21 protein-coding genes are annotated in these 22,785 nt (G+C 56.4%); 20 read left to right on the forward strand and 1 reads right to left on the reverse strand.

The window, feature by feature from the left end:
* The 20 genes from Q1A52_RS21035 to Q1A52_RS21130 all read left to right on the forward strand — a co-directional run.
* Nucleotides 1-502, forward strand: a 502-nt coding sequence (locus tag Q1A52_RS21035; protein WP_300019742.1) for a potassium channel family protein, incomplete at its 5' end; no start/stop codon positions are given.
* Between the two features lie 59 nt (nucleotides 503-561).
* Entirely contained in the window at nucleotides 562-1,497 is a 936-nt protein-coding gene (locus Q1A52_RS21040) for a DUF305 domain-containing protein (RefSeq protein WP_300019743.1), read from the forward strand.
* A 16-nt stretch (nucleotides 1,498-1,513) separates the two neighbouring features.
* Nucleotides 1,514-2,275, forward strand: a complete 762-nt coding sequence (locus Q1A52_RS21045; protein ID WP_300019744.1) for a glutaredoxin — start codon at nucleotides 1,514-1,516, stop codon at nucleotides 2,273-2,275.
* 813 nt (nucleotides 2,276-3,088) lie between these two features.
* On the forward strand, nucleotides 3,089-4,549 hold the full coding sequence (locus Q1A52_RS21050; protein WP_300019745.1) for a TolC family protein: 1,461 nt from the start codon (nucleotides 3,089-3,091) through the stop codon (nucleotides 4,547-4,549).
* Between the two features lie 13 nt (nucleotides 4,550-4,562).
* Complete coding sequence (locus tag Q1A52_RS21055; protein ID WP_300019746.1) at nucleotides 4,563-5,921, forward strand: copper oxidase; 1,359 nt, start codon at nucleotides 4,563-4,565, stop codon at nucleotides 5,919-5,921.
* Between the two features lie 44 nt (nucleotides 5,922-5,965).
* Entirely contained in the window at nucleotides 5,966-6,679 is a 714-nt protein-coding gene (locus Q1A52_RS21060) for a copper-binding protein (RefSeq protein WP_013959903.1), read from the forward strand.
* Nucleotides 6,676-7,320 (forward strand): plastocyanin/azurin family copper-binding protein, encoded by a 645-nt coding sequence (locus Q1A52_RS21065; RefSeq protein ID WP_300019747.1) that lies wholly within the window; start codon nucleotides 6,676-6,678, stop codon nucleotides 7,318-7,320. Before Q1A52_RS21060 ends, Q1A52_RS21065 begins: the two co-directional genes overlap by 4 nt.
* 17 nt (nucleotides 7,321-7,337) lie before the next feature.
* The gene (locus Q1A52_RS21070) at nucleotides 7,338-8,576 is read left to right on the forward strand and encodes an ABC transporter transmembrane domain-containing protein (protein WP_300019748.1); all 1,239 of its coding nucleotides are present in this window, start codon (nucleotides 7,338-7,340) and stop codon (nucleotides 8,574-8,576) included.
* A gap of 304 nt (nucleotides 8,577-8,880) precedes the next feature.
* Nucleotides 8,881-9,777, forward strand: a complete 897-nt coding sequence (locus Q1A52_RS21075) for a DMT family transporter (protein WP_300019749.1) — start codon at nucleotides 8,881-8,883, stop codon at nucleotides 9,775-9,777.
* Between the two features lie 226 nt (nucleotides 9,778-10,003).
* The gene (locus Q1A52_RS21080; RefSeq protein ID WP_300019750.1) at nucleotides 10,004-10,630 is read left to right on the forward strand and encodes a sigma-70 family RNA polymerase sigma factor; all 627 of its coding nucleotides are present in this window, start codon (nucleotides 10,004-10,006) and stop codon (nucleotides 10,628-10,630) included.
* A gap of 221 nt (nucleotides 10,631-10,851) precedes the next feature.
* Nucleotides 10,852-11,055 (forward strand): hypothetical protein, encoded by a 204-nt coding sequence (locus tag Q1A52_RS21085; RefSeq protein ID WP_300019751.1) that lies wholly within the window; start codon nucleotides 10,852-10,854, stop codon nucleotides 11,053-11,055.
* Nucleotides 11,048-12,811, forward strand: coding sequence for a DUF3141 domain-containing protein (locus Q1A52_RS21090; protein ID WP_300019752.1), 1,764 nt, complete (start codon nucleotides 11,048-11,050; stop codon nucleotides 12,809-12,811). Before Q1A52_RS21085 ends, Q1A52_RS21090 begins: the two co-directional genes overlap by 8 nt.
* A gap of 6 nt (nucleotides 12,812-12,817) precedes the next feature.
* Complete coding sequence (locus Q1A52_RS21095) at nucleotides 12,818-12,997, forward strand: hypothetical protein (RefSeq protein WP_013959896.1); 180 nt, start codon at nucleotides 12,818-12,820, stop codon at nucleotides 12,995-12,997.
* Between the two features lie 112 nt (nucleotides 12,998-13,109).
* Nucleotides 13,110-13,805, forward strand: coding sequence for a CBS domain-containing protein (locus Q1A52_RS21100; RefSeq protein ID WP_300019753.1), 696 nt, complete (start codon nucleotides 13,110-13,112; stop codon nucleotides 13,803-13,805).
* A 606-nt stretch (nucleotides 13,806-14,411) separates the two neighbouring features.
* Entirely contained in the window at nucleotides 14,412-14,963 is a 552-nt protein-coding gene (locus tag Q1A52_RS21105) for an EF-hand domain-containing protein (protein WP_245538197.1), read from the forward strand.
* Between the two features lie 84 nt (nucleotides 14,964-15,047).
* Entirely contained in the window at nucleotides 15,048-15,413 is a 366-nt protein-coding gene (locus tag Q1A52_RS21110; RefSeq protein ID WP_013959892.1) for a DUF5676 family membrane protein, read from the forward strand.
* 292 nt (nucleotides 15,414-15,705) lie between these two features.
* Nucleotides 15,706-18,090: a copper-translocating P-type ATPase gene (locus tag Q1A52_RS21115; RefSeq protein ID WP_300019754.1), complete on the forward strand. Its 2,385-nt coding sequence runs from the start codon at nucleotides 15,706-15,708 to the stop codon at nucleotides 18,088-18,090.
* Between the two features lie 16 nt (nucleotides 18,091-18,106).
* Nucleotides 18,107-18,370 (forward strand): DUF2933 domain-containing protein, encoded by a 264-nt coding sequence (locus tag Q1A52_RS21120; RefSeq protein ID WP_013959890.1) that lies wholly within the window; start codon nucleotides 18,107-18,109, stop codon nucleotides 18,368-18,370.
* The gene (locus tag Q1A52_RS21125) at nucleotides 18,370-19,035 is read left to right on the forward strand and encodes an isoprenylcysteine carboxylmethyltransferase family protein (protein ID WP_367278082.1); all 666 of its coding nucleotides are present in this window, start codon (nucleotides 18,370-18,372) and stop codon (nucleotides 19,033-19,035) included. Before Q1A52_RS21120 ends, Q1A52_RS21125 begins: the two co-directional genes overlap by 1 nt.
* Nucleotides 19,036-19,233: 198 nt before the next feature.
* A complete protein-coding gene (locus tag Q1A52_RS21130) occupies nucleotides 19,234-20,559 on the forward strand; it encodes an APC family permease (protein ID WP_300019756.1) in 1,326 nt (441 codons plus the stop codon).
* 110 nt (nucleotides 20,560-20,669) lie between these two features.
* Here the strand turns inward: Q1A52_RS21130 and Q1A52_RS21135 are convergent, their stop codons facing one another.
* Complete coding sequence (locus Q1A52_RS21135) at nucleotides 20,670-22,784, reverse strand: protein-disulfide reductase DsbD (protein WP_300019757.1); 2,115 nt, start codon at nucleotides 22,782-22,784, stop codon at nucleotides 20,670-20,672.
* Nucleotide 22,785: the final 1 nt, after the last annotated feature.

Consider the following 22,785-nt stretch of genomic DNA (forward strand, 5'->3'; position numbering starts at 1 on the left):
TCCTGTTCTTCTCGCACGCCAGAGACGGCCGCGCAAAGCAACCGAACAGAGATCAACAAATGCTTCAATCAATGCTTCTTGCGGCGCTTCTCATCCTTGCGTGCACAGCAATTCATTGCAGCGCTCTTCGTTTTGCAACGCTCATGTTGATCCGGCAGCGCACCCCAAAAGATGTTTATTCATCTCAGTCTCGCTGATCACCGCAGCGCACATCATAGAGGCGGCCATCTACGCCTCGGCCTTCTGGGTTGCTGTGCACCAGATTGACATTGGCTCTTTGCAATTGGCGCAGGATCTCACAGAGAACTTGTACCCCATGGATTATTTCTATTTCGCGCTTGTGAACCTCACGACGCTTGGCCGGGGTGATCTTCAACCATCAGGTCATTTTCGGTTCCTGACTGGTATTAGCGCGTTTCATGGCTTTCTGCTTATCACTGCGTCGGGTGGTTATTTGCTGCAGGTGATGTCTGGAAAGAACCCTTTCAGAAAAAAATCTTGAACCGTTGGGAACCCTCCAGCGCTGGAGCGTAGTTTTGGGTGAAAGCGAAAGGAGTTCCCATGTCGGATTCAACATATCAAGAACACTCTCGAGTTGAGAATACGGAAAACCATATGGCGCACGGTAAGTCATCGTATGGCCGCTTTCTCGCAATGGTTGGTGCGTCAACCGCCATCATGTTCGCGTTGATGTACCTCAACTCCTACTCACTTGAGCACATCTATTGGAGCGAGACACGTTTCTACATGACGTTTGTCATGGGCGCGACGATGGCAGTCGTGATGCTTCTTTTCATGTGGGGCATGTACAAAAACATGGCAGCCAATGTTGTCATTCTTGCGGGCTCTGCAGTGATGTTCGCTGGCGCGCTCTGGCTCGTGCGCAGCCAGGAGACCGTGCAAGATGAAAGCTGGATGAGTGCCATGATCCCCCACCATTCGATCGCCATCATGACAAGTGAGAGAGCCGAGATCACCGACCCACGTGTCAAAGCCCTCGCTGAAGAAATTGTCGTGGCTCAAGATCGGGAAATCGCGGAGATGCGCTTCCTGCTGGCTGATATCGCGGCCAATGGTGAAGCCGGGTTAGATTGGCCGCTTGGCAAGTCAGAAGGTCCCGCACCGTTGGAGAGCCTGACGCAGGCGATATCGACCCCAGTCATCGCAGGCATTCGTCCCGCTCCCCTCTCGGCGGAAGAGATCGACCGTGGTCTGAAAGCCCAACCGGCTTGCACTTTTGTTCGCGCTGTCAATGCTGATCCGATTTTGGCGACAGATGGCAACGGACACGCCATTGCAAAGGTATCTGGCGCTTTGGTGACGTTCAGTGCGCATGGCAGTGTCGCGTCAGGCGGTGTCCTGACAGCCGACGGTGGCCAAGTGACATTGACGCCAAGCGACGCCGATAATGGTGAAGGCTCCAGCCTTCTATTCAAGCTGACCGGTAAAACGCCTCTTGCAGTTGGTTTCATGGGCTACTGGACCTGCAACAGCTGAAGAAAAGGAACTGGACATGCCAAAAGATAGCAATCAACCTGCTCAAAAAGCCATTCTTTATCGGATGGTTATGGAGGACCATCTGTGTCCTTACGGATTGAAATCAAAGGATCTTCTGGAGCGTGAAGGGTACACGGTGGAGGACCATCACCTTACTTCCCGAGAAGAAACCGATGCTTTCAAGCAAAAGTATTCGGTTGAGACCACACCGCAGATATTTATCGGTGGTGAGCGCATCGGTGGATACGACGCTTTACGTGAGCACTTTGGACAGGAGGTCCGCGGCGATGATGAAACGTCCTACCAGCCCGTCATCGCGATTTTCTCTGTCGCCTTCTTGATGGCTTTGGGTCTTAGTTGGGCGTTTTTTGGCTCGGTTTTCACCGTTCGCGCGTTCGAATGGTTCATCGCGATCTCAATGTGTTTCCTCGCCGTGCAGAAACTCCAGGATATCGAAGGATTTTCCACGATGTTCCTGAACTACGATTTACTCGCGCAGCGTTGGGTACGGTACGGCTACGTCTATCCATTTGGGGAAGCCATCGCTGGCATTCTTATGGTAGCGGGGGCTCTTCTCTGGGTCAGCGCGCCGATTGCACTCGTCATTGGGACCATCGGTGCGGTATCCGTGTTCAAAGCCGTCTACATTGACAAGCAGGAACTTAAATGCGCTTGCGTCGGTGGCGGATCGAACGTTCCCCTTGGCTTTGTGTCGTTGACCGAGAACCTGATGATGATCTTTATGGGTCTCTGGATGCCAGCGCGGGCTCTTGGGTAGATTTAGGGCCGAGTTCCAATGCTCGAAATTTGAACGGGCGCCAACGCGAAATGTATCAAATTGTAAGGCGCTGTTCCCATTGACAGTTTCGCAGTCATTCGGCAGATGTATGGCATGATGCAACGCCTTTGGACACCTCAGTTACGTTTGGCTTTTCTGAAGCTAGTCGTCGTATTTACGCTGGTCGTTGCGACATCCGGACTCGGACATGCTGGTTCACATGCGCCTGATCACGCTTTTTCGAACGTGGTCCATGAACACAGTCTGATCTCTGATAATGAAGCAAACCATTGTGAGTTTCATGCCGCATCAGGCATCTGTGAGACACAGCCACTGTCTGCGGGCGAACACCAGGCCTCTGCTGAGTGCTGCGATGGCGTTTGCATGTCCTTCATGCCACCACAGCCCCGAGAAGCTGCTGTGTATGTAGAGGCGTCCGAGACTTTTGTACGGGCCGCAGAATTTGAACCCTCAGCAGGTGCGACTGCCGATCTGCGGCCGCCTCGAGTATTGACCTGATTTCTCTTCTTTGAGGTTTGTCATCCGGCCCTCGCGGCGCGGCGACATCGTCCAATAAAGTCAGGTATGATCCATGAAATCCTATGTTTTTTCGGGGGCCTTGGCCCTCGTGCTCGGGGCGTGTGCGTATGAGCCAACTCCTCTACCGATTGTTGCAGATCAACAAGCAGCTGCGAACAGTTCCGTTCTTTCACCGGTCCAATATCAGGATCCGTTGGCTGGCTACACTTATCGCGCACCGACCGGCCCACGCGATTGGCGCTCGGTCAACGAAGAACAGACGGAGGGCAACTGATGCGTGTATCGAAATTCCCGCTCATCGTCGGATTGCCATTGGTCTTGGGTGCCTGTGCCACTGCCATTCCTGGCGCTTACACTGAGCCGAAAGCTGGCTTTGCCAATGTTGCAAGCCAAGTTTCGCCAGCAATTGGAAAACGAACCGTCTTCGCCGAAACACAGGCCGAAAACGAAGCGTTGCGCAAACAGGTGCATGCGATGGTGCATCGCAAGACCATTTCGGCGGATACGGCCGTCCAGGTAGCACTTCTCAACAACAAAGGCCTGCAGGCCTCCTACGCCAACGTGGGCCTATCCGCCGCTGAAGCATGGCAACAATCAACCCCTGAAAACCCAGTGGTCTCGTTTGGCATTCTGGGTATCGGAGCGCCTGAGCTAGGCGCATACCGTGCGATAGAAGGGCTGATCCGAGCGAACATTCTAGATGCAACGACGCGGAAACAACGGCGCGCTATTGCAGATGCGAATTTCAGGCAAGCCCAACTGGAGGCCGTCAACGATACCCTGGCTCTTGCGAATCAGACACGACAGGCTTGGGTCAATGCGGTCTCTGCCTTTGAGACAGTCAGCTATCTGAAGCGCGCGAAGGCGACTTCGGACGCTGGTTCCGAGCTTGCCAGAAGACTTGGCGAAACAGGTGCTTTGAATCGAGCAGGGCAGGCACGCGAACAAGCGTTTAACGCAGAGCTTGCCGGGCAACTTGCCCGCGCGCGGCTGGATGCGACGATGGCCAAGGAAGAACTGACAAGGTTGATGGGACTTTGGGGTACCGAAGTGAACTACTTTGTGCCAGATGCCCTGCCTGCTTTACCAAGGTCGATCGGTCGCGTCACGGGCGTGGAGGCTAAAGCGCTTCGTAACCGTGTCGACTTGCGGGTCGCCAAACTCGGTCTTGAGGCCCAAGCAAAAGCGTTTGGTCTGACGGATCAAACGCGGATCGTAAGCGACCTCGAGATCGTCGGCGGCTTTGAACTCGAACGAGAGGCGGAGGACGGCGAGACCGAAAGCGAAACCACTCCACAAGTGGAGATCGAGTTCGCGATCCCGATCTACGACACAGGCAAGGCACGCATGCGCAAAGCCGAACTTATGTATCTGCAATCGGCCAACGTATTAGCGCAAAAAGCTGTTGACGTACGCTCCGAAGCGAGAGGTGCCGAAGCGGCCTATCATGCCTCCTACAAGATCGCCCGTCATTATCGGGATGTTTTGGTCCCGTTGCGCACGACGGTCGAGGAGGAGGGTCTTCTCTCCTACAACGGGATGATCACCAACACTTTTGAATTGCTGACGGACGTCCGTCAAAAACTGGCCGCTTCCTTGGAAGCAGCTAACGCGAAGCGCGACTTTTACATCGCTCAGGCCAACGTGACAGCCGCGATCTACGGCGGTGGAGTTGCTGGTGGCGGCGGTGGCGAGGGCGCAGCAGTAGCCGCTGGCGGCGGCGCACCACACTGAAAGGAATGATGATATGTTAAATAGACGTCAACTACTCGGAGCCGGTGCCGCAGGTGCGACGCTGGTATCCTCCAAAGCTTGGGGCCAGACACTGAACATGGGTCTGCCGGAAGCGGCACTGATGGACACCGCTGCCACACAGGTGACGCCGCGCCCCTCTTCCGGCGTGGATTATACCCCTGTTGTCACGCTGAACGGCTGGACGTTGCCTTATCGGATGAACAACGGCGTCAAGGAATTCCATCTTGTTGCCGAACCCGTCGAACGCGAACTTGCAGACGGCATGATCGCGCATTTGTGGGGCTACAATGGCCAGTCCACGGGTCCCACAATCGAGGCGGTCGAGGGCGATCGAGTACGTATCTACGTCACCAACAAGCTACCCGAAGGAACGACAGTTCATTGGCACGGGCTCATCCTGCCCTCGGGCATGGACGGTGTTTCAGGTCTGAGCCATCCTAGTATCCCACCGGGCAAGACATTCATTTACGAGTTCGATTTGGTGAAGTCGGGCACGTTCATGTACCATCCACACGGCGATGAGATGACCCAGATGGCGATGGGAATGATGGGGATGTTTGTGATCCACCCCAAGGACCCGAAATTCATGCCCGTGGATCGCGACTTCCTGATCATGTTGAATGCATTCGATATTGATCCCGGCACCTACGTGCCACGTATCATGACGATGACTGACTTCAACCTCTGGACGTGGAACAGCCGGATCTTCCCGGACATTGACCCTCTGGTCGTCAACAAGGGCGACCGCGTGCGGGTTCGGGTCGGCAACCTGACCATGACGAACCATCCGATCCACATGCACGGCTATGACTTCAAGGTCACCTGCACAGATGGCGGCTGGGTGTCGCCAGAAGCGCAATGGCCGGAGGTCAGCATCGACATCCCCGTGGGCGCGATGCGCGCATATGAGTTCGTCGCAGACCATCTGGGTGACTGGGCGATTCACTGCCACAAGTCGCACCACACCATGAATGCGATGGGACACGACGTGCCCACATTCATCGGGGTCAACAAGAAACCACTGACCCAGAAGATCCGTCAATTCCAGCCGGAATACATGCCCATGGGGATGTCCGGCATGGGGGACATGGCGAAAATGGAAATGCCGCTGCCTGACAACACCATCCCGATGATGACGGGTTGGGGGCCCTACGGCCCCATCGAGATGGGCGGCATGTTTTCGGTCGTAAAGGTGCGGGACGGCATCGACGCGGACGATTACTCCGACCCCGGCTGGTACGAAAATCCTCCGGGCGAGATGGCCTACGAATGGACCGGCGAGTTGCCCGAGTTCGCCTCGAACAACAGCCCCAAGACCATTCTCACACCAAAACCAAACTCGAAGGGCTGACTAGCCTCTTCAAGTTCGACCCACCCAAAACCATAGGAAATCAAATGAAAAAACTCCTTCTGAGCACAGCTATCACCATTATGTTCGCATCAGGCGCTTTCGCGGATGTCGGCCATGCAAAAAAAGAAACAACGGATGCATCGGAAATGATTGTCGGCATGCCGGGCCATTCGGAAAAAGTTGATCGCACCATTGATGTCATTCTGCTTGAGAACGATGACGGCGAAATGCTGATCCAGAGCGAAGAGATGAACATCAAACAGGGTGAGACCATACGCTTCAAGATCACGAACGAGGGTGAATTGGAGCACGAATTTGTCCTCGACACGGTTGAGCGCAATGCCGAGCACAAGATTGAAATGGCCAAGATGGACATGGAACACGACGACCCGAACCGCATCCGCCTCGATGCGGGCGCATCTGGTGAGGTCGTCTGGACTTTCGCAAATGCCGGTACGTTCGAGGCCGCGTGCCTGATCCCCGGCCACTACGAGTCTGGCATGCACCGTAAGGTTGCAGTTGGGGACCAGATGGCGCAAGCGGATGTGGACTACACGACCGGCAAGATCAAGAAGATCGACGCTAAGGCTGGCAAGGTGACGATCATCCACGGCCCTCTAGTCAATCTCGACATGCCCGCGATGACAATGGTGTTTCGCGCCGACGAGGCGATGATTGCCAAGATGTCCGAAGGTCAAGACATCGAATTCGTTGCCGACCGCGTAAAAGGCAAGTTGACTGTCACTCAACTCAAATGACCATAAAGGAGGCGATATTCTTTATCGTCTCCTTTCACCTCGCCTCGGATTTGATTGGAGTGAAAATGCTGAACTGTCTCGCGCTTCTGAAGCTTGGCCGTTGGATTAAGAAACCGAAGCAGTTGTTTATGGCAATCGCTATTGGTATTGTAGCCAGCCTGCCGCCAATGATAGCTGGCGCAGATTCCGGGGTTGGCGCTCGACCTCATGAGAATGCATATGAACAACCTGAGCATACCTCAATCGGAAGACCGGCCGCCGGCGCGGATATCACCCGAACAATTGAAGTGAACATAAAGGAAACTGAGAGCGGCTATATGCTGTTTGAACCGGATGTGATCAATATCGAGCACGGATCGGTGGTGCGGTTCGTAGTAGATAACTCAGGTTCAATCGACCATGAGTTCTTTTTGGGTTCCTTTGATGAGATAGCCAAACATCAACAATGGATGCAGAAGCACCCTGATATGGAGCATAGTGAAAAGAACTCAGTTAAAATTCCAAGCGCAAAGACTGCGACGTTGGATTGGGAGTTTTCGAACATAACCAATCTGGAGTTTGTGTGTCTGATCCCGGGTCACCGTGAGGCAGGCATGTTCGGTGTGATCATTGTGCATGATCATTTCCGCTCAAGACCATAAGCTCGAGAATCAAACGCATGTCTCTGTTGGATCGTTATCACGACGTCTTTCACAAAATATCCGCCACATTTGGATATCACTATCACGAGTCAACTCCAGATTGGGTTCACCCATTTTTACACCTGATCTTGGTGCTTGCGCCAGCACTTCTCACTGCTGTTACTGGTTTTCTCACAATTCGATTTATCCTCAAACAGTGGCGTCGCCCAAGAGTTGTAACGCCGCAGCGAGATTGGATTCGCGGGTTGGACCCTCGCCTATTCAACGCTGTCCTGCGGCATTCGCGAAAACAACAGGCTTTGATGATCATGTTAAGCCTTATCGCCATGCCCATCTTATATCTGACACTCGAGTTGCCGAAGCAAATCGTGAACAATGCATTGGACTCTGATCGGTTCCCAGTCCGTTTTTGGGACTATGAATTTGACCAGGTGGCGTTCCTCCTTGTTTTGTGTGGCCTCTACTTGTTTGCCATCATACTTAGCGGACTGAACAAATACATCCTGAACGTCTTCAAGGGCTATGTTGCCGAGAGGTTCCTGCGTCGCTTCAGATTATTGGTTTTCCGTCAGTGGCGCAGTGATCCGGATTCCAAGAACCAGAGTGAGATTGTTCCCATACTCGCACAGGAGGTTGAGCCAATCGGTGGCTTCGCGGCCGACGTGCTTACGCTACCCATCATGCAGGGGGGAACCCTTGCGACCATTCTCTCGTTCATGTTCATGCAAGACCCGGTTTTGGGTGCCGCTGCGCTGACTGTCTTGCCGATACAACTTATCCTGCTTCCAAAACTGCAAAGACGGGTGAATATCCTTTCTAGAAAGCGAATTTCCGAGGTTCGCCAACTGGGCAGGCTTCTGAGCGACCAATTACGAGGAGAGGCAGCCGGGTCCCAGCCTCTTTTACGGACAAGCACCAGCTTTCGTGAGCTTGAGCAAGTAAGACGTCGCATTTTCCATTTGAAATTCTTTATCAAGTCCCTGAACAACTTTTTGACCGCGCTGACGCCATTCCTGTTCTACTCCCTAGGAGGGTACTTCGTTATCGAAGGACGCATCAGCCTTGGTGCGCTAGTTGCTGTGCTGGCGGCACACAAAGATTTTTCAGCGCCTCTGAAAGAACTGTTTCGCTATTATCAGACTCTGGAAGACACCCGGATTAGATATCACGAGATAACCACATTCTTCTCAAAGGTTGAGGCAAACCGAAAGGAAGTGCCAAGGCATGATTTTGCTTTGGAGGTAGTACATGCGTGACTTTTGTTCTTCTTCCGGCGGGTGATTATGAGAAGTCTGCCGAAGTGTGTCGGCGATACCTAAACCGACCAAACATCGAAGGAATAACAATAATGAGATTGGCGGCCCTATTCTTTGCCTTAGTCGCGTTGGCGGCAGGTGTTTGGTATGTTTGGTAGGCGTCTTGTATGATCAATTGGATTGTCGCCAGGGCTGCGTTTTGAATCCATTACGTGTGCAATTTTGGTATTGCCCTCGATCGACAAGTACCAACCGGATGATTTCCGGAAATTTCCGCTGCTGTTGACATGAAAAAGGAAATCCAGTGTCGCTGACGACAACAACCAAGATCGTTATGGCCATGCTTTTGTGGGCCCTGTGCTTTCCGCTGATCACGGCGGGACTGCAGTATTCGCCACATCTGGCGTTTGCGACACTGCGTGCGGTTCTGGCCGGTGTCGCGTTGGTGCTTATTGCAATATTTTTGCGTCGGCCGATTCCGCATGGCCGTCGCACATGGCTGACGCTCTGTGTTGTTGGCGTTGGCGCGACAAGTCTGGGTTTCGTGGGAATGTTTCATGCGGCAGAATTCGTATCTCCCGGGCTCGCTACAGTTGTCGCCAATGCTCAGCCGCTACTTGCCGCGATGCTCGGTGTCGCATGGCTTGGCGAGCGACTGGCGAAGGTCGGGTGGGGCGGGCTCTTGATAGGTTTCGCTGGGATACTTGTGATCGCACTGCCGCAATTGGCAAACGAAGTGCAGGATGGAACGGCCATCGGCTTTGCGTACATCGTTCTAGCAGCCGTTGGAGTGACCATCAGCAACGTGGCTATCAAATCTATCGCAGGTGAGGTTGATGGTCTGTTTGCAATGGGATTTCAGATGCTGATCGGTAGCGTGCCTCTTGCCGTGGCGGCACTACTCCTTGAAGATCAATCTGCCATCCAATGGACATCGGTTTTCGTAGTGTCACTGTTGGGTCTGGCCTTGTTTGGCTCTGCATTGGTTTACTGGCTCTGGTTTTCTGTGCTGGAGGTCGTGGAACTAAACCGGGCGATCGTGTTCAGCTTCTTAGTGCCGATTTTCGGCCTCACAATTGGTGCACTGTTCTTTGGCGAGCGTCTTTCAGCTGTCCAACTCTTCGGCATCTTATTGGTCATTGTGGGCATTTCGTTCGTCAATCTTAAGGGTAGGCTGCAGGATCAGCTTAGCAAAATCTAGAAAGGAAAAAATCAATTCAATGAGTTAAGGCGCTCCGGTTATCGTGGTTGTCGTCGTCGAATGACTTCTCAGCAAAACGGAAGAGTCTTCATGGAATTCGGCGCGGTGAAACGAAAGGAGGATGGATAGTTCATGTTAGCGTCTCCAAGCATTGAATGTGAAAAAAGGCGATGATCTCGTTGTTGATCGCTTAAATCTCTGAAAACTTGGAAAGGACAGGAACGTTATGGCACTGCAAGATACCGGAAAAGCGAAGGTGCCGGACACCTCGCCGGAACGTGCGTTGCTGGATGGACGGACCGCGTTTCTGGGGTTTCTGTTCAAACGGCTTGGAAATCGGGCGGATGCAGAGGATGTCCTGCAAGACTTCTGCATTCGCGTGCTGGGACGCAAGGATCAGCTCAGAGACGTCGAACGGATGGATGCCTGGCTCTATGCGATCCTGAGGTCCACTTTGAATGACTTCTACCGCAAGGGCATGCGGCGTGGTCGATTGGATGCGGCAGTGGCGCGCGAACCGGAGGAATGGATCGCCGATGCGCCGACTCAGATGGCGCGGTTGTGCACCTGTCATCGTGGACTAATCTCCGAACTGCGCCCGGCGGATTCGGAACTACTCCGGCGCATCGACTTCGGCGAAGAGGACCGCGAGCACGTGGCGCGCGACCTTGGACTGACCCGCAACGCCCTTGGCGTTCGGCTACACCGGGCGCGCACGGCTCTGCGCGAGGCGCTGACAAATCATTGCGGCGCTTGCTGCCAGGATGACCGTGACGATTGCTATTGTCGGCCTGAGGGTTGCAAGAACGCCGAGTACGAAACTGATTGCGAAGCAGAGCAGCAGAGTTCCTGATCGAAACGCGGTCGGTTCTGTAACGTTTTCCGTCCACCGACGTCTTCTTCTGTGACTGCGCCTTATAGCAGCACAGCAGGAGGAACCGGAACATGCCACGGGCCAGGACGAATTGTCCTTCCGACGTAACGGAGTCGTGGTCACGCGATTCCGACGTTCCGGTCTTCTTGTCTGGGATGATCTGTGCCTGTGCAGAGTCTCCCGCGCATTCAGACGCTCCGATGGCTCTGGCGTTGTTCCAGCGCGTGGAAATCTCAACGCACCCCCCGGAACTAGCGGCGCGCGCACTGGGCCTAAATCCCGGTGATGCGGCCTACCTGCTGACCGGTCTGCGCAAGGAGGTCGCCAAGGAACTCGCACTTGCGCTTCTTGCAGGTCGGCCATCCAGAGAAATCAATGATCAGAAGGGAACTGATGATGAATAAAAGCTTGCGCCTTGCAACTGTGACAACGGAGCAAACTACGGAACCCGAGTCTCAACAGCCCTCGGCTGACGCCCATGTCCCCTACGCCCAGGACGCCTTCGAACGCTGGCTGCTGTTCCTCGATACCTTGCGGGAACGCGCCGACAACATGATAGCGCATGAACGGCAGGGCATGCCGCCGCTTCTGGATTTCGATTACGAGCTCTTGATGGATGCCCGCACTTTCGACCGGCCCGCCAATTATGCGCTGCTCAGGATCACGCGAGTCGGAGACGATTGCTGGGAGGATTGCGTGGACGAGGCGAAACCGCCAGTCATCGTCATTGATCCGCGCGCGGGTCATGGGCCGGGCATCGGCGGCTTCAAGCACGACAGCGAGGTCGGCATGGCTATGCACGAGGGCCATCCGGTCTATTTCGTGATCTTCTTTCTAGAGCCGGTGCCAGGACAGACGCTGGCCGACGTACACTATGCCCTGCGTGACTTCGTCACCGAAGTTGCCCGCCGTCACCCGGACAAAGCACCTGTACTCTACGGAAATTGCCAGGCTGGTTGGGCCGCCGCGCTGCTGGCTGCCGATTGCGACGGTCTAACCGGACCCATCGTCCTGAATGGCTCGCCGCTCAGCTACTGGTCGGGCGAGGCGGCCAGCAGCCCGATGCGGATGCTCGGCGCGCTCTCGGGCGGGTCGTGGGCGGCGCACATGGTTGCCGATCTGGGCGACGGGCGGTTCGACGGCGCGTGGCTGGCGCAAAACTTCGAAACACTGCAACCCGAAAAGGCGATCTGGGAGAAATACGTCAACCTCTTTTCCCATACCGATACCGAACGTGAACGGTTCCTCGACTTCGAACGCTGGTGGAATGGCTACTATACGCTGAGCCGCGAGGAAATTCTCGGCATCACGCAGAACCTTTTTATCGGCAATCGGCTGGAGCAGGGCGAAATGCAACTGGACGCGCATTGCACCATCGATCTGAAACGGATCCGCAACCCGATCATCGTCTTTGCCTCGGAGGGCGACAACATCACCCCACCGCAGCAGGCGTTGGGCTGGATTGCCAAGTTGTATCCTGACACCGAAGCGCTCAAGGCCGCAGGACAGCGCATCGTCTACATGACGCACGAGACTGTCGGGCATCTGGGTATCTTCGTCTCCGGGTCTGTCGCGCGGCTTCAGCATCGGACGATCCTGGAAAGCCTGGAGGCGGTCGAGGCGCTGGCGCCCGGGCTTTATGAGATGGTATTCGATATTCCTTCGGGCGGCGCAAAGCGCAAAACCAGCGACTACGACGTGCGTTTTGTGAAGCGCGACGTCGAAGATCTCGGTTTTGGGTCAGACCATGGAGCGCTGGCGCAGGTCGCGCAGATATCACGGATCAACGAGGCGGCTTATTCGACATTCGTCAGCCCTTGGATCAAGGCCGCGACGTCCCCGGCCAGTGCCGAGATGCTGCGCGCCCTGCATCCGATGCGATGGACCAGAACGATGTTTTCCGAACGTGTGAACCCATGGATGGCGCTGGTGAAATCCACAGCCGACTCCGTGCGCGAGACGCGCGATCCCCTGCCGAAAGACCATCCTGCCATCCTTGCCGAACGCGCGCTGTTGGCGCGTACCGGCGAAAGCCTGGCGTCATTGCGCAAAGCGCGCGACGCATGGCTCACACATGTCTTCGGCGCGATGTACGGCAGTTTTCCTTTCGCCACCACCACGCAAACGGGCCAGCCGCCCGACACATCAAACAAGGAGTGAACAATCATGGAATGGATTATCGAAAACTGGATTCTGGTCCTCGTGATCGGCGGAATGGCTGTGATGCATCTCTTCGGGCATGGACACGGCGGGCATAAGCACGGCAAGACCGCGAAGCGTCAAACTGCACAGAAGAAGGTGCTAGACGCACCCGCCGATACCCGGGTTCAACCGGAAGATGCCTGACTTCCCCGAATGCTGCGATCCCATGGAACTCTTGGACCTGTCCGGTCGCAAGGGCCTGGTCATAGGCAACTGATCGACGCGTCAACACAGTATTTGAGAAGGAGACAACGACATGCAAGCCAAGGATATCATGACGACGTCCGTGATCTCCGTCCCGCAGGACGGAAAAATCGAGGACGCCGTGCGACTGATGCTCGACCATCACGTCAGCGCGCTACCCGTCGTAGACGTGGACGGCGCCCTGAAGGGACTGGTCAGCGAAGGAGACCTGATGCGGCGCGTCCGCGACACCGACGGCCCGCGCCGATCCTGGTGGCTCGAACTGCTGAGCGGGTCGGGCAATTCTGCAAAGGAATTCGTCAAGCTCAACAGCCACCATATCGCGGACGTGATGACCCGCGATGTCGTTTCGGTCGAGGAAGACGCACCGGTTGCCGAGATCGCGCGCCTTCTGGAAAAGCACCGGATCAAACGGGTGCCGGTGCTGCGAGAGGGGCCCGTCGTTGGAATTGTCAGTCGTGCGAACCTGCTCCATGCTTTGTCGGCACTCCCGGACGGGGCACTGGGGGAACCATCGGAAGATGATAGGGTGCTGCGCTCGAAGATAGATGAAGCCCTGAAAGAGGTTCCCGGTGCGACAGTCAATTTGATCAACTACACCGTGGACAAGGGCAATGTCGCGATCTGGGGCGTTGCAGACAGCGATTTCGAAGAGAACGCCATTCGGGTCGCCGTGGAAAACGTGTCCGGTGTCCATAGTGTTGACATCCACATGGGCCGACTGGCGGCATGGGCCTACGGCATTTGAGAGCGCATGCCCAAACAGATACCGGCGATTGGAAGTCGGCACAGCATTTGCGTGGGGATGATCGACCATCGCGGGAGCGGAGACAGAGCTCCAAAAAATATCGACGGACACGATTTGTCGGGTCCAATTCGAACTGACCAACGAGTGAGAGGACAAGCAGGACCACTTTCAAGGGGGTCTATGGACCCGTGTGTCGCTATTCCAGAAAACGATTGCCAAGGCATTAATATCCGGTCGTTTTTTATCAACGCGGCTGCCGGATCTCATCCCCAAAATCATGATACTTTTCTTTTTCTGTAACGTTTTTCGACGGTGAGCGTCTACTGAATGAACGCAAAAACCCGAGGAGGTTCAGATGGACAATCGTTCCGATACCCCGGCCCAAGACATTAACACTGGGTCGTCGAAAGAATGCTGCGGAAGCGTGACTCAAACCGAGGCCGTTGCCGAGACAGAATCGCGACCAACGGAAGACAGCAAGCCGGAAAAGGCGGGCAAAGGAGGCTGCTGTTGCAGCAGCAACTGACGCACTGGCGTCTCTGATTCAGACGGTCGCAAGGCCGTTTCTGCTAAACATGATCAACTGAAACAAGAAAGAAATACATAATGCAAACTCTTAAGATACTCGCGACCTCCGCCACGCTGTTGCTGGCTGCTACGGGTGTGGTTTTTGCCCAGGCCGGTCACGGTCATGGTGCTCAGCAGCCTGGTGTGGCCACGGGAACAAGCGATAGCGAGTCTGGTCCCATGACTGGTGATCAGACCGACATGATGCAAAAGATGATGCCCATGATGATGGGCATGCACGCCCGGATGATGGATCATGGCGACAGACCGGGCATGGCTATGATGGATCGGGGCATGATGCAGATGATGATGGGCCCTGGAATGATGGGAGTACCCTCGGTCGAGGAGGCTACCGCGGCGATGCAAGCGCGGTTGAGCGAGTTTGACGCGGATGGCGATGGCAGCCTGTCCCTGAGCGAATTTGAAACCCTGCACAGCGCAATGATCCGCGAGTCCATGGTTGACCGGTTCCAGCATCTGGATGCCGACGGAGATGGCACAGTGAGCCCCTCGGAGATGGTTGCTCCGGCCGGTCGGATGAGCATGCGCGAGAGGATGGGCGCTATGTCGACGGATAATTCCGACAACTAGGATATAATGCCGGGTAAGCCAGCTTGCCCGGCATTTTGCGGGATCTCTTCGTTCTCAATCTGACCGACAAAAAAGGAGCGAACCATGCTGCCAATTATCTATTTCACTGCGATAGCGGCGATCCTTTTTCTGGCCTTGCGCATGACCTGCGGGGCCTGTGTCATGGGCGCAAATACTGGGGCAGGGCGTGCAGGTTTGCCGCTTATTCCGCTGGGCTGGGCACTAAGCCTGTTTTTGGCAGTGACATTCGTTGTCTGCGTCGCGTTCGACATGATTTTCCCCGACTACGCGATGTATGAAACCTGGGCTGGCCTGCTGCCTGGGTTCGTCTGGCTGACCCCGATGAGCTTCATTATCGGTCTGGCCGAAAGCTTTCTTTATGGCTGGTATGCAGCGCTGATCTTCGGCGGGCTCTTCAACGCCATGGCCAATAAGGGGGTAAAGTTATGACGCCAACTCCCCAACCGATCAGTGGCACGCGTGTCGAATGATATCGACACATCACCCGTCGTCGCCGAAATCTGCCCCATGGTGATAAGAGGTGTTGACCTTCCAGCTACTGGACGAAGTACAGCAATATGTATCGAAACATCGGGATTTTGCCGATGAGCAAGGAATCGAACGCGGTGTCTAGCGACCCATGCGGTGCGGACCCTGCGTAGTCGGCCGCCGACCTAGGCTCGACACGCTGTCCTGACACCCACAACGACTTGAGAAACCCGAATACGTTTGAGGCGGACATATGAACCAAAGACCCAATCCTGACCCGACGCAAGAGAGTGTGATCTATACTTGTCCGATGCATCACGAAGTGCGCAAGACCGAACCTGGAGATTGCCCGAAATGCGGCATGCATCTTGTGCCTGAAGGCGAGGTTGCGGCTCCACAACATGATCACGCCGGACACGGTGCCGCGGACGGGCACGGCCACCACGCCCATGGGCATTCCGCCACCACGACTGGTGAAAAGGGAGGCAGATACGACACCGTGCCCGCCGGTTACCAAGGCGCAGTCTACACCTGTCCAATGCATGCCGAAGTCCGCAAGACCGATCCGGGATCCTGTCCAATCTGCGGCATGGGGCTGGAGCTCGAAAGCGCCACGATGGTCGAGGACGGACCGAACCACGAGCTGGTGGATTTTACGCGCCGGTTTTGGGTCGGCGCAGTGCTGACCCTGCCGCTACTGGTTCTGACGATGGGCCCTTATCTAGGTTTTGGGGGCGTCCGCGACATATTCGGCGAACGCACGACCTTGTGGATCGAACTTGTACTGGGCACACCCGTCGTCCTCTGGAGCGGCTGGCCGTTCATGGTGCGCGGCTGGAATTCATTCCGGACGATGAACCTCAATATGTTTTCGCTCATAAGCATGGGCGTGATGGCGGCCTGGCTTTTCAGCATCGTGGCCGTTCTTGCACCTGACATCTTTCCCGATGGCTTCCGCGATCCCGAAGGCCATGTTGGCGTCTATTTTGAAGCTGCGGCGGTGATCGTTACCCTTGTCCTGCTAGGGCAGGTGATGGAATTGCGCGCCCGTGAAGGCACCGGCAAAGCGATCCGCGCGCTGCTGGACATGGCAGCCAAGACTGCGCGCGTGATCCGCGAAGACGGGAGCGAAGAGGAAATTCCGCTGGAAGAGGTGGAAGTCGGTGACCATCTACGTGTTCGTCCCGGTGATAAGGTACCGGTCGATGGCACCGTGGTCGATGGACGCTCTTCGGTGGATGAAAGCATGATTTCGGGGGAGCCGGTTCCGGTCGAGAAAACCGAAGGTGACGTGCTGACGGGGGCTACGATCAACGGCACCGGCAGCCTGGTGATGGAGGCGACGAGAGTAGGAGCCGACACGATGCTGGCGCAGATTGTCGAAATGGTGGCGAATGCCCAGCGGTCGCGCGCGCCGATCCAGAAATACGCCGACAAAGTCGCGGGGTTCTTCGTGCCTGTAGTGATTGTGGTCGCCATCTTGTCGTTCATCGCGTGGGCGATCTGGGGACCAGCGCCCGCCCTTTCTTATGCCCTCATCTCTGCAGTGGCGGTCCTCATCATCGCCTGTCCCTGCGCGCTGGGTCTGGCGACGCCAATGTCGATCATGACGGCCACAGGGCGCGGTGCCCAGGCGGGCGTTCTGATCAAGAACGCCGAGGCGCTGGAGCGGTTCGAGAAGGTAGACACTCTAATCGTAGACAAGACCGGCACTCTCACAGAAGGCAAGCCCCGGCTGATCGCAGTCCTGCCCGAACCGGGGCATGACGAGGCCGAGGTGCTGCGACTGGCCGCTTCGCTGGAACGCGGATCGGAACATCCGCTGGCCGAAGCCATCGTGCGTGGTGCTGAAGACCGCGGCGTGGATATGGCGAACGCCAGCGATTTCGAGGCGGTGACCGGCAAGGGCGTCAAGGGTGTGGTCGACGGCCACGCGGTGGCTCTGGGAAATCTCGCATTGATTTCGGATATGGGTCTAGAGGCCGGTGCGCTGACCGCAAAGGCTAACGCGCGGCGTGACGAAGGCGAAACGGTGATGTTTGTCGTACTGGAAGGCACGATTGCCGGGCTGGTCAGCGTCGCCGACCCGGTGAAGGAAACGACGCCAGCTGCGCTAAAGGCGCTGCATGATCTGGGCTTTCGGATCATCATGGCCACAGGTGACAACGAACGCACCGCAAAGGCCATTGGCGCACGGCTGGGAATCGACGAGATCCGCGCCGATGTTCTGCCTGAGGACAAGGCACGGATCATCCGCGAGTTGCAGGAAGCCGGTCGCAAGGTCGCCATGGCGGGCGACGGCGTCAACGATGCGCCCGCGTTAGCGCAGGCGGATGTCGGCATCGCCATGGGCACCGGTGCGGATGTCGCTATCGAAAGCGCGGGCTTCACGCTGATCAAAGGCAACCTTGACGGGATCGTGCGCGCTCGGCGTCTATCGCGCGCTACGATGCGCAACATCCGACAGAACCTGTTCTTTGCACTGATCTACAATGCTTCGGGCGTGCCGGTTGCTGCGGGCGTACTGTTTCCCTTCCTTGGCATCCTGATCAGCCCGATGTTCGCCGCCTTCGCGATGAGCGCCTCGTCCATCTCTGTGGTTCTGAACGCTTTGCGGCTGCGCGGCGCGAAAATCTGACAAAAGGACGAGTGATATGGAAAACCCTTCGACGCACGACAATCAAGAACCGCAGGACAATCCGCCGACGCCGCCCTCGTTCTGGAAGTCACGGTCTGGCATCTACCTTATCTTCGCGCTTGTCCTTGGCGGACTTCTGCTGGGTTACGAGCATCGGGTGCACATTCTGGGCAGCGGGTTGCTGATCTGGCTGCCGTTGCTGCTCTGTGTTGGCATGCACTTCTTCATGCATGGCGGGCATGGAGGCCACGGCGGATATGGCAAGGGAGATGATCAATGATGACTGATGCAGGCGCATCATATGGCCTTTGGCTTCTGGTCTTCATCAACTCGGCTGTCTTCATCATTTTTGCTTTCAGCTTCTTCAAGCCGCAAACGTCCCGAGACTGGCGTAGCTTCGGTGCATTCAGCGCCTTTATCTTGGCACTGTTCACCGAAATGTACGGGTTCCCGTTGACGATCTTTGTGTTGTCCGGCTGGTTGCAATCCACTTGGCCGGACATCGACTGGCTAGCCCACGATAGCGGACATCTGCCCGAAATGATGTTCGGCTGGAAGTCGAACCCGCATTTCGGACCGTTCCACCTGTTGAGCTTCGCCCTGATCGGAGGAGGGTTCTGGCTGATCTCGGTGGCATGGCACCAACTGTGGAATGCACAGCGGCAGGGCCGGTTGGCCGTCACCGGGCCCTATGCGAGGATCAGACATCCCCAATACGTGGGATTCATTCTGGTCATGCTCGGATTTCTCGTTCAATGGCCGACCATTCTGACACTGGCGATGTTCCCGGTACTGGTCTGGATGTACGTCCGATTGGCACGCAGCGAGGAGGCCGACACCAGCGCCCGTTTCGGACAGGTCTATGAGCAATACGCGCAATCAGTGCCAGCGTTTATTCCAAGGTTTGCGGGGGCGGGCAATAAACACGACAGCCGCGAAGTCTGAGAATATGTGGAAATGAGGCCCGTACCTAGCATTGCTAGTTGTCCCCATCGTTGACTGCATTTTCGGGCCTTTTGCCAGCGAGAGCTGAAGGCCAGTAGGGTTCGATCGGGTGCGATAATGGAACTGCAGAAATAGGTTCTGGCCAGAACAGCGATGCGCCAAATGAAACGAGAAATCTGAAAGCAGGCAAGAACCAGTATGCAGCATAACCAGAGAAGCAGCGATTATAACGAAGGATCAATAAGCCTCGGCGGTGCCGTAGCCATGGGCACGGGCGTTATGATCGGGGCGGGCATCTTTGCGCTGACCGGGCAGATCGCCCAACTGGCCGGACCACTTTTCCCGCTGGCCTTCATCGCCGGTGCCATCGTCACCAGCTTCAGCGCCTACAGCTATATCAAGATGTCGAACGCCTGGCCCTCGGCGGGTGGGATCGCGATGATCCTCCAGAAATGCTATGGATCAGGCGCAGTCGCGGCGGGAGCAGCGCTTCTGATGGCGCTGAGCATGGTGATTGCAGAAAGCCTCGTGGCAAGGACATTTGCCACCTACGTCCTGCGCCCCTTCGACATCACCGGCGGGCCGCTCGTCCCCATTCTGGCGGTTGCAGTGATCGTTTTCGCGTTTCTTGTCAATATTGCAGGCAACCGCTCCGTCGGGCTGTTTTCGCTGATCATGGCGGCAATCAAGATCGGCGGCATCGCTCTCTTTGGTATTGCCGCTCTGTGGTCGAGCGGATTTCAGTTCGCCGCCGCATCGCAGACGGCCGAGCCATCAGGGATCGTGGGGTTCATTGCCTCTGTCGCACTGGCCATCCTTGCGTTCAAGGGTTTCACGACCATTACCAACAGCGGCGGAGAGATCACCGATCCCCATCGCAACGTGGGCCGCACGATCATGATCTCCATCGCGATTTGCGTGGTTGTCTACCTGCTTGTGGCGTTCGGCGTCGGCGCCAGCCTGACACTCGACGAGATCATTGCCGCACGTGATTATTCTCTGGCAGAAGCGGCGGCCCCCGCGCTTGGGCAGGTCGGGTTCTATCTAACCGTCTTGCTGGCCGCCGTGGCTACTGCATCAGGCGTTCTGGCCAGTGTGTTCGCCGTGTCACGAATGCTCGCAATGCTGACGGACATGAAAATGATCCCGCACAGCCACTTTGGCATGTCAGGCAGGATCCAGCGCCACATGCTTATCTATACGGTGGTGATCGCCTCGACACTGGCTGTGTTCTTCGATCTGGGCCGGATCGCCTCATTGGGCGCGTTTTTCTATCTCATCATGGATATGGTCGTGCATTGGGGCGTCTTCCGCTTCCGCCGGAAGGAGATCGGAGCGGCGGCTTCTGTGTTGCTCTTGGCACTCGCATTCGATGCGCTTGTGCTGGCAGCCTTCACTGCGATGAAACTGCAAAGTGACCCGGCCATCGTGCTTTATGCCGCCGTCGGAATTACCGCGGTCTTTATACTTGAACGACTGTATCTATCGCGCTGGCTCGCACCGCAGGGTGCTCACGAAAACTGATGCTAGAGTTTATTCGGACTTTCGCATGGGATACGACGCAAAGGTATCAGACAACGGGGAAATCATATGTGGAAGTAGTCAACTCGATCAAACACGCGCAAGTTGGCATATCACTCTGACACGAGACTGCGCACAGAAGCGGTGTCGAGCGCGTCGAGCACTGCCTGTGGCGTTAGAATCTCCGGGAGAGCGATGCCGGAAGGCGACCCTGGCCCGAAGACGATATTGAACGGAATGCCGTAGCGGTCATATCGCTCGAGAAACCGCGCTATGTTGTCATCCGGGCGGGTCCAATCCGCCTGCATGGCGATCACGGAACCGCCGCGCAACCGCGCACGCACTGGATCCCTGTCAAGCACGAGAGACTTGTTGGCTTTGCAGGTCAGACACCAATCCGCGGTCACATCGACGAACACCGTCTCGCCTTCAGAGACGCGGCGCGCGATGCCGAGGGGTTCGAAATCCTGCCAATGGGACATCGCATCAACCGACGCAGTCGTGCGGACAGGCGATGAGATGAAACCCGACCCGAAAACTGCCAGAAGAACACAACCAATAAGAACCGCACGTCGTACCCACTGGTTTGCCTGTGGGATTGATGCGGCGACGATGAACACAGCTGTGAGTGCCGAGATGAAGGCAGCTGCCCGCCCACCTGCCACACCGACAAGAACGAACAAAAGCCATGCGGCTGTTGCCAGCAACAGACCGCCAAGAAGGATCCTGACCAGAAGCATCCATCGCCCGGGCCGGGGCAGTCGCGTGACCAACTCGGGACGTGCGGCAATGACGAGGTAGGGGAGGGCCAGTCCAAGACCGAGCGCCGTGAATATCACTATCACGTCCAGTGGTGTACCCGCGAGCGCAAAGGTGACCGCGGTGCCGAGGAACGGGGCGGAACACGGCGTAGCGAGGATGGCCGCAAGCAGTCCGGTGCCAAAGTCTGAGATGTACCCGGCTTTGGCATTGCTTGCACCCAGGCGGTCTTGAAGGGCCGCGGGCAGGGTTATCTCGAATGCACCGAAGAGATTGGCGGCAAAGACGGCGATGACCATGAACATCAGCGTCACGAAGACCGGATTCTGGAATTGTATACCCCAGCCGACGGATACTCCGATCCATTGAAGAAACACTAAGGCAGCCGCAAGCGCCCAGACAAATGTCAGTACCCCCAAAGCTGAAAACAGGAATCCGTTGCGCGTCATCTGCCGGGTTTGACCGGTTGCCTTCAAAACGGATGTGAGCTTGATCGATAGAACGGGTAACACGCAGGGCATGACATTCAGGATCAGACCACCGAGGAAGGCGATGGCGGCCACCGCCACGACCTTCAGCACACTCGATCGAGGGTTCGCGCTTGAAAACGGTGGGGCAGGGGGATCTGAGGTAAGAGTGATCGGCGCCGTGATTGCACGTGCGGTGTCTGTGATCGTCACCGAAGGCTCTGCGTACTCTTCGGTCCAGGCGTTGATCGGTATTTTTGCCCAGAGTTCCGTTCTATCTCGATCCAATCGGATATCTGGTTTGCCAAAAGTCACAAGGGGTCCGAATTCCGGGAACACGTCGACCTCATCGAACGGTGCGTCGCTCGTTGCCAAAACGATGAGAGCCGAGTCGCGCGAATCGAGGGCCGTGACCGAGATCCTGATATCGCTGTTCTCGGGTACTGCGGGAACGCGATCGGCGTAAGTAGCAATCTGGCGAGCCGAGTTTGGATCGATCCCGACGCCTTGTGGCAGGGCGAGTGACAGTTCGAAGTCATGGGGCACACAGACAGTCGAACATGTCAGCAAGGACACGCGGGCACGCAGTTCCAGAGGCTGGCCGGCGTCCTCAAGTCTCGCGCGGATCGGCAAGACAACCTGACCTGAATAGCCGAAGTTCTCGATCCCGAAGGCCTCGAACCGTTCCGGCGCGGGCCAGAGGAGCTCGGCGGATTTCAGATTGGTTGAACCCGACCAGTTGATCTCGGGTGCCAAGCCAACCTCGCCGGGCGTACGCCAGTATCCTTTCCAGCCCTCGCCGTACTCCAAGGCCAATCCAAGGGAAACGGAGGCGGCATCCGGCGCAATCCCGTCTTCGGCCGAGATCAGACGCGCCGTGACCGCAGGATTTGAAAAAGTCTCGGATTCCGCGGCATGGGCACCATCGAAGACGAGGATGCTTACGCAACCCAAAACAATCGACAGCAACCCAGCCCAGATTTGAGAAACCGCTCCCTTCATG

It is taken from the genome of uncultured Roseobacter sp. (assembly GCF_947488185.1).
In the GTDB taxonomy this organism is placed as follows: Bacteria; Pseudomonadota; Alphaproteobacteria; order Rhodobacterales; family Rhodobacteraceae; genus Roseobacter.